This is a genomic window from Paenibacillus sp. J22P90, from assembly GCF_059692195.1.
Map to the genome: position 1 here is coordinate 152,968 of NZ_JCAUAY010000009.1, position 15,497 is coordinate 168,464.

A 15,497-nucleotide genomic window follows, 5' to 3' on the forward strand; every position below is an offset into this window, starting at 1 on the left:
CAAAAAAAAGAAACCTTTTCAGGCTTCAAAGATGACTATTTATCGATAAAATTGGACACATATTCTGCTTTCTCTGCACTTGCTATGACAATTAACGTTACAACAATCCCAAATAAGATAATCCCGCCTACGGTCATACTGCGCACCCTCTTTGACTGATTGATACGAATGATCATCTATTATCAAAGATATGATGCGCAGCACTTATTATTCACCAACATTCATAATAACGTATTGTTCGAGGTGACTCGCTAAAATACCGAAGTTTGGTTTTTGAACTTCCACCTTTTCGCCAAGAAGCGATTTGACGGCTAGATAAGGGAAGTTGATACCCGACAAACAGCTAACGGATAAGCCGCCTGACATTCTTGGGTTAATCTCCAACAACTTCGGAATACCGCGATTGTATTTGATTTGGATATTATAATTAAAAGGAATGCGGTACGTGGCAGCGACCTTATTGGCCAGCTCGATCAGCTCTGGAACTTCCTCTAACAGCCTCAAGCGTCCATCCGCTTTGCGACGTGGGACAGCAGCAAGCAGCTCACCGGAGGCAGAAGCCAAACAGTCAATGCTATATTCATAGCCTGTCAATAATTCCATAACCAGGACGTCATCAAAACGTTCCACGGTCGAAAAGTTCTGATACGCTTGCTCTTTTGTAAGATAAGGCATTACAGGTCCAAACATGTCGTTTAGCGCATTCCGTTTATTGCTAATAATCCGAAATCCATTGCCGCCTTCGCCATTGGTTGGCTTCATACAGACCCCGTGGCCGGCTGCTGTTAGCGACTCATGAGCCCCAAGAAACTGTTCCGCTGTGTTTACTACATGGTAATTAGGAATCTCTACGATATTCTGCGGGCGAATGCGCTCGTAAAACTTTTGCTTTTCCATGATGCTTTCCAGAAGCTCTAAGTCACGGCAAACGGTTACCTTCGTACCGATTTTTTCAAATTCGTCAATATGCTTGGCAATGGCGTACATATGCAGCCTTGGGATAAACACATCAATGCCATGCTGCTTGCAGAAGCCCAGCGCAAACTCCACATAATCATCATCCCCGAGCACAGGCTCTGTATCGGCAAAATCTGCTGATCTCAGCGCCATGTGGCTGCGGTTCGGGTGCGTCGCGTACATCTTGAACTGAACGCCATCCTCATTATTGCGGATATGATTCATATAATGATAAGCAACAGAAAACCAGCGGTTAAACCATACTTTTTTCATGTGGGCTCCTTTGCGAGCAACGATTTGTGCTCTTTATGTGTGGCATGTACGAATGACGTGATATCATCCGCTGCAAAAATACCTGATTCCTCCGTAAATCTGTATTTCCTGGACGGACCTGCCTGCTCTTGACGGAATAACTCGCCGTGCCCTGGGGCGATGGCATAATCTGCGACGTCTAGCAAGCTCTGATCCAGAAGCGAATCGCCGGAGGCAATAACTTTTCGTCCACCAAGAACCTGACGCAGGTGTGCGACTGCAGCACCTTTGCTCACAGCTTCTGGGACGATGTATACCTTCCTGCCTTGTACGGAGGTACGCCAGCCCATCCCCTGCAGCTGTACGCTGAGATCGGCGATAGCTTGCAGAGGCAAACGGTCGCGGTCGACGATATGAGAGTAAAACAGCTCATCACAGAAGCTTGAGCTGAGCAGCCAATCCTGCTGCAGCACCTCGTTCATTAGCGGCAGTACATCCTCTACTGGAGCGCTTGTCTCTCTAACGCGGGTTCTAACGAGATCGCGCCACTCCATATCCACTTTGCCATCGATCAGCATATTTCCCCCATTGCTCGTCACCGCATACTGGGGCTTCAACACTTGACTAATCAGATGGATTCGCTCATATTGTGCAATAGTTCGGGTTGTAACAGGTATGAAAATAAGTTCATTCATCAGCTCTTGCAAGCGTTGATAGGTACGTGAGGACATATACGATCTTACTTTTCCTTCGATCAACTCGGCGATCATAAGGCGCTCTCCCCAATGCGCAGCTCGATCAGCTGGCTGGGAGTAAATTAAGGTCTGATCTAAATCACTGGCATAAATCATTCCGCATCCCCTTTCACGGATTGTATGAGTCCGCAACACGAATATGTGAGGCCAGGATACACCTCAACTGGTACTCCACGTGCCTCTGCAAGCAGCAGGATATGCCGGATATGTGGATTATCCATGCGATCTACTAAGATGCGCCATGGGACTCTCCTAAGCAGTACACGAGTCGTTTCTCCAACTCCTGGCTTAATCAGATTGATATCTGCCATGTTGTACGCTGTCTGAATCGCTTCGATATCCCGCAAGCCATGCCAAGAAATGTCCGGTGGATGGGTCAAATGCTCCTGCGCAATCGCTTGAGCTTCCTCCGTCACTTTCTTGAAATAAGGCACGATCGTATCGATAAAATGATTAGACTGATCGTGATCTAGCCATTCTCTGTAATATTTTGATCCATGGAAATCATGCGGGCCGATCAGATCGTCGCGCAAGACCGTCCGGCTCATTAACCCTGATACCGTTGAGTTCAGACATGCGCTCGGAATGAGAAAGTCCTCACGGGTTCCGAACATATCCGTGCAATGTCCCGGATCAGCTAGAACGGCAAGATCATCGTCCAGGATGATCCCGTAATCTCTGGCCATTTTGCCGCAAGCCCCAGTAAGCACTTTACGAATTGCTCCCTTGCCTGTCCAGCCATCAATGAATTGCAGTCTTGCATCAGGATGCTTCTGCAGTATATACAAAAGAGCGTTTTCATCGATGCCCTTACCACGAATGATCGAAATACTATAATGGGGAAGATCTAAGCCATGACTGTCCTGGAGATATCGTTTAATCAAAATGCCGACAGGCGTCCCTGCTCGAGCTAAGGAAACGAGAACCGTGTTCGGCCCCTTCTTCCTGCGGATCATTTCGGCAACAGCACCTGCCGATACGGCTACTTTTTCAGCTGAAAGCTTCAGCGTTTCTTGGTACAGGTTCAAATAATCAGAAGATGGCAGATGCTCTTGCGGAAGCATTTCCGAATAGTGGGTGCCGGACTGAATCGCCCGCTCCCTTGCATCTAGTGCAACTTCCAGCTGAACCTCGCTGATATCTTTAAGCAAAAAAGTCACATCAGCCGGCGAATAGCTGCCCATCGGTTGAGGCTCGCCTATTGGTCTGGTTCGCCAAGCTTCCATACCTCAGCCTCCTCCCACTCGACGGTCTGAGGTGAAAAGAAGACGATATGTAAAGTGTGCAGCCCCTTTGTCTGGAGGATACGCAAAATCGGTTCCATCGCAGCTGGCGAGGCTTCTCTTTCCATAAACAAAAAGATCTCCTGATACATGCCGTACGGGATGTTATAGAAAAAGTGCATGACTTGTTCATCCTCTGGCGAAGGGAATGCATGTCCATATTTCACCGCATAGTCGTCTTGTTCAATGACATGTATCGGACTGCGTGTCGTCGACTGGTAAGACACCCCTGAACCCATCTCAGCCGCAATGCGCATCGGGATATACATAAACTCCCCTGTGCCCACGCAGAGCGTCTTAATCCCCGTACGAAGGCGTTTCAGCCGTTCAGCTGTTTGCATGATCGAATGATCCAATTGTCGGTTATTGGGTGGGGTAAGACCGAATCTTCCACTATGCTGCAAATAGGGACGGTTCCCAGCAAATGGCGCGTGTGCGAACAACTGATTCACATAGGCGATTTGCAGAAGCCCTGTACGTTCCTCTCGCTGAGGGTTAGGTGCTTGAAGTGACAAACTTTCACTAGAACCGAACACCTTCGTTTTCCCTTGAACCAATGAAATCACATGGATCGTAATGTTCAACTCCTGCTCCAGCTGAGTAAACTGCAGAATGTCTTCCTCTTTACGCCAATCGAGCAAGGCTAACACGTAGTAAACTTTCTTTGGATATTTTCCTTGCAGATCACGAATAATATTGAGTGACGTTTTACCAGTCGTAATCTCATCATCGACAAGAACGAGAATGTCCGGCTCGGCAAGTAGAGCCGGGTCGTCGGAGTATCCGTAGTGCGCCGTAGCATGCGAATGCTCTTCTTCGAACTGCAAGATGACAGGGGATTCCTCGATGATTTCCCGTGTCGTATGCAAATAATGACTTCCCTGTCCAAAAGCCTCATACACCGCATGGCCAATGGCCGTCGCTGTTTCCGCAAACCCGATAAACACGCTGGGCTGCTCAAGATCTATGCGCTCTGACATGATCGCCTTATAGGCGGATTCTGCTTTCTCAGGGTAAATGAGCCCCTCAATCGCGCGCAGCACTTTCTCTTCGGACTTCGTCCCTTGCAAAGCTTGCTGCAATAATAAAGCTAAAGTCGTCCCGCTCAACAATGACGTGTACGGATTCACCGGGATATGCTTGCCGAGCACCTTGCTCACGAACAAAAAGGATCGTTTCTTATTAATTCTCGCTGCCATCGCGAATAACGCATCCAGCGGGATTTCATGGGGATTGGAGGTCACGGTGACGAGAAGCTCCAAATCTCCAGCGATTTTATACGTACGCTCGGTCAGGTCGGATGAATAATGTATCAAAGGATTGTTGTTCATGCAGCACCCCGTATATTTGTGATCGCAAAAGAATACGTTTCGCCCAATTGAAATGGGGTTTAAATTCATTCATTTTGTTGCCGTAGGCACTCTTCAGCACCCCGAGATCCCCATGATGATTCATCAGAATACTTGTGGCATCCGTATATTCTTCATGCGTGACTGCATAGAGCGATTGAACCGGCTTAATATGAGTGGGATGAATGATGGTTTTGCCGATCATGCCATTTTCCTTATCCAGCATCACTTCATGAATGAGCCCTTTCACCCCGAAATACTCCCACACGGGTCCCGAGATTACGTTGCCAGCCTCCATGCGCCCAAATATATTAATAATATCGGCCACACAATCCCGAATAGGCGCAATGTCGTAGATGGTTCTATCTTGACTTCTTCTCAGCCCAAATAAGCTTGAAAAGTCTGTAGCACCAATCCGGATGTTCAAAACCAAATCTTTAAACTTCGTAATAATTTCATTAATCGCTAATAACGTAGAAGTGCGGCTTTCTTTATAAATAATCGAGGCAGATTCCAGAATCGGTAATCCGTACAAAGTCGGTGCGGTTTCCGATTTCTCATCATTGTAATTTTCTAAAATTTGAAAATAGGCCTCGCCATTTTCCACTGTAAATTTCGGGAACACGATGCCCGTTAACAGAGCGACATTATCCTCCAGCCTCTCCAGCACATAGTTCAGCTGATTAACACTTCTCACCCGAATGAATATCAGCGGCAAATTATCTTTGCTCACAATCCCAACATCCATCCAATGGGCAATCTGATTCATTTGTCCGATCAGTGATTCCTCCGCAGCATGCACTTCGTTATCCCCAACGGCATCCTCTAAATCAAGAACAACGGATACAAGGCCTTCAATTTTACCAAAAGCAATATCTTCAGCGAACGTACGACGGGTCGCTGGCATGTACAGAGCCGCGCCAACGGAATGAGCTAAAATGTCTTTGTGCGAATGATTATGGAAGGAATTCGGCGATAGGTAAAATAAAGCTTGCTCTTCATCCGCGGTTAAATAATTGAAATATCGCATGCCGATTCCTCCCTCTTTTTAAAACAAATCCCTCCATGACGGAGGGATTGTCCAAATAACTTATCTTATGAGCCTTTTACAGAACCAGACTTGTCCTTTTTGCGAAGCATACTAAGAATAATTGTTCCTCCGAACAAAGCAATGATGACGGAGAAGAAAATAACGTGAGAAACGTGGAAACCGAATGCACCTGCAATCATTTTAAGACCGATCACAATAATTAAAATAAACGCAGTTTTCTCCAATTCCGGTATCTTGTCAATGAGTTTCAAGAACACTTGCGCCACGCCTCTCATCATGAGGACGCCTAAAATACCGCCAAGGAATAATACCCACACCTTGTCACTCACACCGAATGCTGCAAGTACGCTATCCACACTAAATGCGATATCCATGATTTCTACTGCAAGCACGGTGCGCCAAAAGGAAAGACCTTTGTTCTGAACTTCGCCATCGCCGTCTCCATGCTTCTTCATGAACAAGTTGCTGTATGCGATCCAGAGAAGATACGCACCACCAAGCACTTTAATCCAGGTGATCTGAACTAAGAACGTACCTACACCAATCGCGATAAATCTAAATATGTAAGCACCAAGTAGACCGTAGAACAACGCTTTCTTCTGCTGTTCCTTCGGTAAGTGCTTGACCATCACGGCTAGAACGAGTGCATTATCTGCTGAGAGTAATCCCTCTAGAATAACGAGCGTTCCAATAATCCCCCAGTTTACGGGATCTGTGAGCGTACCTGAAAGTACCTCCCAGCTAAAGAAATTTAGAAAATTGTCTACGAAGCTTTGGAAAAAACCAGACATAAAAGCGGACCCCCTGTGTTTATTTGTTACTCATCATGATTTTTCCCCATCTATATCATTCTCCGAAAATACGAATTGTTTCCTCGGATCATTGATTTCCAATTCATAACGCAACAAAGCTGGTCAAGTAACACCATTTCTCGAGCCCGAATTGATACAGAAGAGTAGGGAAGGTGATGCTTAAGGAAGCACCACCCTATTTGAATACCACTTAAAATCTTAGGAAGTTTGCAAACCGTAATCGCGTGCCAAACCTGCTAGACCGTCTTTATATCCGCTGCCGATTGCGCTAAATTTCCACTCACCGCTATGACGGTAAAGCTCACCGATAACAACGCCTGTTTCAATGGAGAAGTCCTCGCCAAGATCGAAACGAATCAATTCTGCGCCTGAACCCTCGTTAAGCACACGTACGTATGCGTTGGAGACTTGTCCAAAGTTTTGCGCTCTTGCTTCTGCATCATGAATTGTAATACAGAAAGCAATTTTCTCTGTTTCAGCAGGTACAGCACTTAGATCAACGCTGATCACTTCATCATCGCCATCGCCTGCACCCGTGCGGTTGTCACCTTTATGTACGATGGAACCGTTTGAGTTTTGACGATTGTTGTAGAAAATAAAATCAGATTCATTTGCTACTTTACCAGCAGCATTCGCTGCAAAAATGGAAGCATCCAAATCGAAATCTTTCCCGCCATCATATTTGTTCGTATCCCAACCTAGACCAACGATTACTTTCGTCAAGCCTGGGTTTGTTTTTGTCAAATCAACTTTCTGACCTTTAGATAATGAAATTGACATGGAAAATACCTCTCTTTATATTAGATTTGGCTTTACAATTATGAGCTTATTGATATCTTTTAACCAATTGCCCAATGGTAGTATCCGTACTGCCTTCACCAATTGCGCTAAATTTCCATTCACCGCTATGTCGATAAATTTCACCAACAATAAGGGAGGACAAACCGGAATAGTTGTCAGTTAGATTAAACTTCACCAACTCTTGTTGATTAGAACCATTCAACACACGGATGTAAGCCGATTGAATAAGTCCAAAATCTTGCTTTCTATTCACACAGTCATAAATATTTACAACAAACACAATTTTGCTTACATCAGCGGGAACTTGTCCTAAATTAACGGAAACTGTCTCATCATCGCCATCGCCATCCCCCGTACGATTATCACCGGAGTGAACAACCGATCCGTCAGGACTTTGTAGATTAGCAAAATAAACCACATGCTTCGGATTCGTTATTTTTCCCTTTTCATCCAATAAAATCACGGAAGCGTCACAATCAATTTCGACTGCCGATTTCTTTGAGCCGAAGAACCCCTTTTTCTCAACAACTGCAGGATCCCAACCCAACCCAACCACAACTTTAGAAAGACCTGCGTTACCTTTTGTTAAATCGATCTTTTGACCTTTGACTAAACTGATTGTCAACGAGGTCACCTCCCTTCGCTTACCTGTTTTAGTGAACTCCCTTATCTGATACGCATGAAATTCAATCACGTTTCACTTTCCTGGGTAAATTATTTGTGAATTCGACTGCAGCAGTCAAAATCCCCCAGATTTCAAAAGAAAAACAGCCACAGAAAGCTCCTAGGCTGCGTCTTCGTTTTATTATAACATTCTACAACATTTGGTATGCATAAAATTTCCATTATGTCTTTACAGTACTTGCTGCTCACCCGATAATGAGCTTTTCTTCCGGGTACCGGATCAGTGGTTTCTTTTTCCCATTGGTAAATAACGAGTAGAAAAGGAACAGCCCGATACGTCCGATGAACATGAGCACGATAAGTGTGATTTTACTAACGCTGCCTAGATCTGCCGTGATGCCGGTAGATAACCCGCACGTACCGAATGCCGAGGCAACCTCAAACAGAATGGCGGATACGCCATAACGGTTCGGCTCTGCGACCAGCAGCATGAAAATCCCCCCCAGGAGCAGTGCAATGCCAGTAAGGAAAAACACAAAGCTTTTGAGCGAATCCTCTTGGCTAATCATCCGGCCAAATACCTTCGGCTCCTTCTCGCCGCGCGAATAAGCAATAAGTGCCATTACAATTACGGCTACAGTTGTTGTTCGAACACCGCCACCCATACTGGATGGGCTTGCCCCAATAAACATCAGAATCGATACCATCAACAAGCTCGCCTCTGTAATGGTGGTCATATCAATGGTTGTCAGGCCCGCGCTGCGAGAGGTGACGGATATCATGAGTGAACTGAGAATTTTCCCGTGCCAGCTCATACCTGCGAGCGCATGTGTCCGCTCTGTCAAATAGAAGCTGATCGTGCCGAACAGCAGCAGCACCGAAGTCGTGACGAGCGTCAACTTGGTAAATAGGGAGAATCGGAAGTTCTTTTTTCGTCCACCCGCTAAATACTCTCGTAGTTCAGCCAAAACTGGAAATCCAATTCCACCCAGCACAATTAAAAACATGGTAAGGATCTGCACGAAATAGTCCTCGGAATAGTCGAGAAGCGAGTTGCCAAACAGATCGAAACCAGCATTTGTAAAAGCCGAAATCGTATGGAACATGCCAAAGTACAAAGCGCTCCAAATGGACCCGTATTCCCCGGAAAAATAGAAGTACAAACCAAAAGCAAGTGTGCTGCTTGCCTCAAGGATCAGCGTAAAGCCCAGTACTAGCTGCATTAACTGGACCAATCCCGATAGATTGTTGCGATTCTGGTCAATCATAATCATTTTGCGCTGCAGCAGTCCGATCTCCTGTCTGAACAACAGCCAATAGAAGCTTCCCAGCGTCATAACGCCAATGCCACCGAATTGAAAAGCAACGATGAGTACACCCGTGCCAAAGCCACTTAGCGTATCATTGATGCCTACCGTCGTCAGACCCGTCACGCTAACAGCGCTAACGGACGTAAAGAGGGCGTCCACAAAGGAGATTGTGGCGCCCTTTTCTAAACTGACGGGTAGTTTAAGTAAGACCGCAATGAGAAGTATTCCAATGATATAGGCGCTAACGATAAGTCTAGATGCCGGCATTTTCTGAATTCTTTTTAACATAATGTATACCTTCAACTGAGAGTAGTAAGATGATTAGTTACTCTTATATTGTCCCTCGAAATGTTTTCCCATCCAAAGGCAAACTTGCCATAAATCTGCAACAGGCTGGTTGGTGAAAGGCAACGTATGCAAATAGCCCGGTGGACCAAACTCTGGGGTAAAAGTAAGCGTCGTGCGACCTTGCTCCTGATGCGCTTGCACGATACTATCCCACCAGCTCAAATGCCGCTGCAATTCATGCGCGTATTCTGGCGCTCTTGGATCTGGTACTTGCGGGCCTTGTGCGTAACCTACGCGGCCGTGAATATGTTGCACACGCGAGAACGATTTGCGAAGGTTCTCCTCTTGAGACTCCAGCGTAGTCTCCGTCACACAACACCAATGGCTATAATCTGCTGTTAATTTGATCTCAGGTACCGCATCAAGCAGTCTGCCGGTTTCCCAAGGGTTAAACAACGTGCGCCCGCGGTGAGTCTCATGTCCAATCGCGATCCCATAATGCTTCTCAATTTCAGCAGATTCCCGATAGAAGGCCACTTGCTCTTCAAATGGCATGGAATCCTTACCGCTATGTGAGGTAATGCTGGTCGGTTGAAAGGTAACCGCACGTGCCACTTGCTCACGAAAGGAAGCAATATGATCAGGCCCAGCGGTAAATACCATGGCTATATACTCCAGTTGATATTCTTCTAACAACTTCCGGAACTTATCTTCATCGGCGAGTGTCGGCATCGGTGCCTCGATCCCCACATACCCCGCTCCAGCAATTCGTTCAAACTGAGATTCTAATGAACCTTCCATGCCCCACAACGCTTTAAATAATTTGATTTCCATCCTAAAGTGGCCTCCTCATCACTATCAATGAGTCAAGCTTAATGCATCTTACATTATTTGACTAGTGCAAATTTTTAACCTTATTTTGCTTACTCATCAACCACAGCGTCAACCAAATAAGTATAAAGCCAACTAGCTGGCCTAGCGTTAACTTTTGACCAAATACAAGCCAATTCACACAAACACCTACTGCTGGAAAAGCAAGTTCCGCTAGCGTTGCGAAGAACGCTTTGGTAGAAGATAAACCTTTATAGTACAACAGCATGCTGAGCAATCCTGGGAAAAAGGCTTGGAACAGCAGGTTTACCGCGATGATCGCCAGCTCACTGCTTGAACCGTTCAGCTGCCAATGGTCGCCACTTACCAGTAGAATCACCGTCAGTAAGGGAAGTGCCAGCAAGAAACGCAGCGATGTGACGATGGGGAAATTCAAGTTTTGGGAAAGCAGGAACTTCCCCATGACCGTTGAACCGCCCCATAAAACAGCAGCCAATATAGAAAACAAGCAGCTTATCGTACCGAGATCCTTCAAGCCCATGCCCGGCAAACCAAAGCCAAAGGTTAATAAATAAGTGCCTAGCAGTGCCACGACGATATAGGTGGAAAATTGGGATGGCAAAGTCTCTTTAAGCAAAATACGAGCCAATATGATGGCGAATAATGGTTGTAATTTCTGCAGAAGCAGGATCGCATTGGCGCTGCCATGAGAGAAAGCCGCAGTGAATAAGATGGTCGCAATCGCCGAGCCTCCCCACGAGATGAAGAGCAGCGCGCCAATAACGGCAACGCTTAGTTTACCTGCTAACGTGCGGCGAAACTTCCACAGTACAGGTAATGCGTAAATGGCCAGCAGCACATGCTCGATGAATACAATTTGCGCCGAGGTAAAGCTTTTCAATAACAAGATACGAAATAGCGGGTCTAATCCCCACAAGGTGGCCCCTAGCGCTACATACCAAATCCCGCTTATGCCTCCCGTTCGTGATGATTGGGAAGTCGCCTCCTTACGGCCAAACTTAACGACATTTTCCAATTCAAAAACCTCCTAAGAATGTTTTGAATTGAACCTTCATGAAGAAATAATGCCCCCGCTCCAAGTGGGCGGGGGCATTAGCAAACAGACCTGCTAAATTGTCGAAATTTAACAAGCTGCTCTTCACCTTCTCTCATCCGGACTATACCGTCGGCCTTGGAGTTTCACCAAGTCAGTCCCAACCATCGCTGGTCGGGAGTCGCGGGCTTAGATACACACGGGTATCCTCACCGCCGGTAGGGAATTGCACCCTGCCCCGAAGGTTCATATTCGAATAAATGTATACTATCAGGTTACAGTTTGATTGGCAACCATTTATATTCATTGAATCTGCCCCAATCTCACAATTCGCATATCCACATTGACATCATACGTTGCCGTTTTATACATCTCATGCCATACATCACTTGAGAGATTCGAGTGGTACACCTGACTCCGGTAAACTTCTCCAAATCCGACCGGGTCCGAGTTTAGAGCCGTTAATTTCTGTAATAAAGTTTGAATTTGCGCTTCAGATTGTTTATTCATTTGCTTTTGCAGAGCTTGAATAACTTCAGCTTGTCCGAGATCAAACTGTGCAGACGTTTCTGTCAGCATGCCCTTTAATTTAATATCCACCTGAAATTTAAGCGGGTCTTGGCTGATCAACTTTTTCTTACTGTCACTGGCTATTTTCTCAACGACTACTCGCACGGTTTTATCTTTGACATTCTTCGCGATGTCTCCCATTTGATTCGTGTCCAAGGACAATTCAATATTCCCCGCTTTGTAGCGATCCCGTATCGTCTTGAGGAAAAAAGCCTCATTCGGGTCGATGGTACCGACCATTTTATCACCACTGAATACAGCCACATCTTTCAGCTCTACGACATCGCCTTTTCTTTGCAGAAGCGGTACCATAGGATCTGCCGTAGAATACAAGGATGAAAGGAATTCATGAAGGGTGCCTGACGCCATCTGTTCATCCATAATATTCTGGTGGATATTGTCTACAATAAAGGTTCCTACATCTGGGAACTGCGGATATTTATGCTTTAATAATTCTTCTGTACTGTCTTTACTGACAGCCATGTAAACCGTACTGGCTATGGAAGCATCTCGAAATAAGGTATCTACTATTGGCAGAAGTCCTGCTTGAGCAAGTTTTGTATCATATATCGCCACCCGCAGTTGACCGGACACGACCTTCTTATTCGATTTGCGGTTGGCAGCCACTCGAGCTCCTTTACTTGTAAGCCCCTCAGCGGTGATGGTCATGATCGTGGATTTGGAATTTGGATCGATCTGATGGATCACATAGGTAGAATTAATTTTATTCCCTTCCCCATGGTCATACCCGACGGCAATCGCCATGCCCAATTTCTCCAACACATTCTTCTCTAAACGTAAGCTGGTAGCCATTACGAATACGATTAACACAAAGAAAATGAGATTGATTTTTTTCATGTCATCACCTCTGGTTGTCTCCTGTTCTTCTGTCTCCACAAATGAAAATGGACCATGCCGAACAAAATTACAGGATACACATAAACAATATAGACCGCCCATTTTGCAAAAAAGTCATTGATATGATCCATCTGAATCCGGGAATCTATGAAAGAGCAAATGATCCAGACTACGCACATGAATATGTACAACCAGTATTTTTGCTTCCAGGAAAATGTACGTTTGAGTCCTTTCGTCGCGGCCCAGCTATACATGAGCAGATTTGGAATAATCACTAACAGCCACAAACTAACACCGATATACTCAAACCGTTCTAAGAACGGAAATTTAATAATCTTCAGCATGGTAAAAGTAGCCCAATCCGTCTTCAGGAGCTCACCTCCACTAAAGAACACGATAGAAACAAACATGACGGCTGTGTATACAAAGGTGACACTCATAATACCTATCTGGGTATAACGTTGGACTTTCGACTTATCTTTGGCATAGGCATAAATAAAATAGATAATTTCAAACCCCGCCATCGTTAAAGACATGGAAAGCACCCCTTTACTCAGATGCTTTAGATCTGTTTCTAGTATGGGTAGTACACCCGTCCATTCCGCATAAATTAAAGGGAAGTAAAGAAGAACAACAAGCCAAACCGTTAGAAGCACAAACATAACACAAGCGCCTACAATCGTGCGTAAGCCCCCACTTACACCATAATACACGACACTGGCAATCAATAATGAAAGCTGCCATTGTGGGGCGTTGGGAAATAACCAGACCTGAATCATTTCAACGTAATTGCGCAACACAATAATGGTGGCAGCTAAGAAATACAAGATATAGATCATATTCGCGACATTGCCTATCCATTTTCCATAGACCAGCAAATGTATATCATAAAGATCCTTATTTTCGAATTTCGCCAACGTTCTAATCATCAGCCAGACCACGACCTGTGTTAGTAAACCCGCAATCAGCGCCGCAATCCAAGCATCTTGACCAGCCAAACCAAACACAACCCTTTGGTAGCCAGGAAGCCCTACCCCCACTTGAGCATCATGAATAATAAACATGAGTAAAAAAGAACTATACATATACGTTTGTTGTGTTTTACTCATCGATATCCTTGTTTCCCTTCGGGTTAATCTCCCCCGTATTAGCGAACACGGATCGTTTCGGGGCCAGTTTGTAAGGGACTCTTATGAGGCCGTCTCGTTTGTTTTTATTTTCAATGGCATACGGAGGGTAAAAATAAGGTTGTCCCAGACTGGATTGTCGCAGCAAATGTAAAATTAATAAAGCGATGCTTAACGCGATACCAAAGCCGCCCATGATACCCGCGGATAGGATGATTGGAAACCGAACAATTCGAATTGCATTCGCCATAGCAAATACCGGTGTTGTGAATGAGGATAAGGCGCTTAATGCCACGATGATGATTAAAATATTGCTGGTGAAACCGGCTTGTACCGCGGCCTGCCCGATGACAATACCACCAACGATACCCATCGTTTGACCTACCTTGGACGGCAGTCTTGCACCCGCTTCACTTAAGAGCTGAATGATCATTTCCAACATTAGCGCTTCTACGAGTGGAGGAAAAGGTACTCTAGCACGCGATTGGGCAAGGGGGACAAGAAATGCCTGTGGAATAATTTCGTAATGGTAAGTAAGTGCAGCCACATATATGGCCGTAGCAAATAAGGAGATGGCAATTCCTACAATTCGCAAACTCCGGAAAAACAACCCCGTAGCCCATCTAAAGTAATAATCTTCAATCGATTTGAAAAAATCAAAAAAAGTAGTTGGGCATACGATGACCTGTGGACTGCCGCTAACTGTAATCACAACCTTCCCCTCTAAAAGGGGAAATATTGCCCGATCCACTCTTTCTGTGGTAATCATTTGCGGAAAAAAAGAACCTGGATTATCTTCCAGCCATTGCGCTAAAATCGTGGCATCCAATATCGCTTCAAGATGTAACGCATCAATCGAGTTATAAATATGAGTAACCATTTCTAAATCGGCACGATTTTTCAAATAAATGATACGAATGCTTGATTGGGTATTCTCCCCCATATTCATGGCAATTTCGCATAAATCAGGGTTCGGCAAATATTGTTGAATAAGCGCAACATTGGTTGCCATATTTTCCGTAAAAGCAATTTGTGGACCTAGAATCTGACTCTCATTTTCCGGCTTCGTTAAGGCTCGTTCTCTGCGTTTCGTGGTGTTAGCCAGAATGCCACACGGATACCCATGGATGTGGATATACGTCCAGCCTTGCAGGATATACTGCTGCATATGGTACCACTGATCGTCATGTAGCAGCTGACCTATGGGGAGTAAATGAACCAGCTTCTCAGGGGAAGGCTGCGCTTCTATTGCGATTAATCGATTGAGAATTTCTTGGAGGACAAGTTCTGAGTCAACCAAATTATTGAGATAAAATACGCCATACGTCACTTGATTGGTCAATTCTTTACTTACGAAATCTGGAAACATGCGAAATGTCTCTTTGAACTGTGTGTTCATTTGGGTCAAATCCGCTACAAAATTAAAGGAGGAAGTTTCCTTCGGGTTTGGCTGCTTGAATGTGGGTTTCGATTTGAAAAACAAAGTTTTTATGGAAAACATGGACGTACTCACCATAATCCTGTCGTTTCGATTGTATGACTATTCTGCGCGGGATCCGTGTAGATTATGTAAAA

The 15,497-nt window shown here is 45.2% G+C and carries 14 protein-coding genes and 1 riboswitch; all 14 genes read right to left on the reverse strand.

Translation table 11 applies throughout. The features are described 5' to 3' along the window. Positions 1-207: 207 nt before the first annotated feature. The 14 genes from AC58UX_RS26160 to AC58UX_RS26225 all read right to left on the reverse strand — a co-directional run bounded on the left by AC58UX_RS26160 (position 208) and on the right by AC58UX_RS26225 (position 15,321). Positions 208-1,230: an ATP-grasp domain-containing protein gene (locus tag AC58UX_RS26160; protein WP_497258205.1), complete on the reverse strand. Its 1,023-nt coding sequence runs from the start codon at positions 1,228-1,230 to the stop codon at positions 208-210. After that, positions 1,227-2,060 (reverse strand): HAD family hydrolase, encoded by an 834-nt coding sequence (locus AC58UX_RS26165; RefSeq protein ID WP_497258207.1) that lies wholly within the window; start codon positions 2,058-2,060, stop codon positions 1,227-1,229. The genes AC58UX_RS26160 and AC58UX_RS26165 overlap by 4 nt, the downstream gene beginning before the upstream one ends. Then, a complete protein-coding gene (locus AC58UX_RS26170) occupies positions 2,057-3,190 on the reverse strand; it encodes a cysteine protease StiP family protein (RefSeq protein ID WP_497258209.1) in 1,134 nt (377 codons plus the stop codon). The genes AC58UX_RS26165 and AC58UX_RS26170 overlap by 4 nt, the downstream gene beginning before the upstream one ends. Next, complete coding sequence (locus AC58UX_RS26175; RefSeq protein ID WP_497258211.1) at positions 3,163-4,578, reverse strand: phosphoribosyltransferase family protein; 1,416 nt, start codon at positions 4,576-4,578, stop codon at positions 3,163-3,165. The genes AC58UX_RS26170 and AC58UX_RS26175 overlap by 28 nt, the downstream gene beginning before the upstream one ends. After that, positions 4,523-5,626: an HpcH/HpaI aldolase/citrate lyase family protein gene (locus tag AC58UX_RS26180; RefSeq protein WP_497258213.1), complete on the reverse strand. Its 1,104-nt coding sequence runs from the start codon at positions 5,624-5,626 to the stop codon at positions 4,523-4,525. Before AC58UX_RS26180 ends, AC58UX_RS26175 begins: the two co-directional genes overlap by 56 nt. Positions 5,627-5,691: 65 nt before the next feature. Beyond that, complete coding sequence (locus AC58UX_RS26185) at positions 5,692-6,438, reverse strand: TerC family protein (protein ID WP_497258215.1); 747 nt, start codon at positions 6,436-6,438, stop codon at positions 5,692-5,694. 219 nt (positions 6,439-6,657) lie between these two features. After that, complete coding sequence (locus AC58UX_RS26190) at positions 6,658-7,239, reverse strand: TerD family protein (protein ID WP_497258217.1); 582 nt, start codon at positions 7,237-7,239, stop codon at positions 6,658-6,660. A 46-nt stretch (positions 7,240-7,285) separates the two neighbouring features. Beyond that, on the reverse strand, positions 7,286-7,885 hold the full coding sequence (locus AC58UX_RS26195; RefSeq protein ID WP_497258219.1) for a TerD family protein: 600 nt from the start codon (positions 7,883-7,885) through the stop codon (positions 7,286-7,288). A 244-nt stretch (positions 7,886-8,129) separates the two neighbouring features. Continuing rightward, on the reverse strand, positions 8,130-9,482 hold the full coding sequence (locus AC58UX_RS26200; RefSeq protein WP_497258221.1) for a TrkH family potassium uptake protein: 1,353 nt from the start codon (positions 9,480-9,482) through the stop codon (positions 8,130-8,132). 33 nt (positions 9,483-9,515) lie between these two features. After that, positions 9,516-10,316 carry a sugar phosphate isomerase/epimerase family protein gene (locus tag AC58UX_RS26205; protein ID WP_497258223.1) on the reverse strand — a complete coding sequence of 267 codons (801 nt, stop codon included), beginning with the start codon at positions 10,314-10,316 and terminating at the stop codon, positions 9,516-9,518. Positions 10,317-10,377: 61 nt separating this feature from the next. Continuing rightward, entirely contained in the window at positions 10,378-11,286 is a 909-nt protein-coding gene (locus AC58UX_RS26210) for a DMT family transporter (protein WP_497258332.1), read from the reverse strand. 184 nt (positions 11,287-11,470) lie between these two features. Then, positions 11,471-11,617: riboswitch (FMN riboswitch) on the reverse strand. A 53-nt stretch (positions 11,618-11,670) separates the two neighbouring features. Beyond that, positions 11,671-12,795 (reverse strand): Ger(x)C family spore germination protein, encoded by a 1,125-nt coding sequence (locus tag AC58UX_RS26215; RefSeq protein WP_497258225.1) that lies wholly within the window; start codon positions 12,793-12,795, stop codon positions 11,671-11,673. Further along, the gene (locus AC58UX_RS26220) at positions 12,792-13,904 is read right to left on the reverse strand and encodes a GerAB/ArcD/ProY family transporter (protein WP_497258227.1); all 1,113 of its coding nucleotides are present in this window, start codon (positions 13,902-13,904) and stop codon (positions 12,792-12,794) included. The genes AC58UX_RS26215 and AC58UX_RS26220 overlap by 4 nt, the downstream gene beginning before the upstream one ends. Further along, positions 13,897-15,321, reverse strand: coding sequence for a spore germination protein (locus AC58UX_RS26225; protein WP_497258334.1), 1,425 nt, complete (start codon positions 15,319-15,321; stop codon positions 13,897-13,899). Before AC58UX_RS26225 ends, AC58UX_RS26220 begins: the two co-directional genes overlap by 8 nt. Positions 15,322-15,497: the final 176 nt, after the last annotated feature.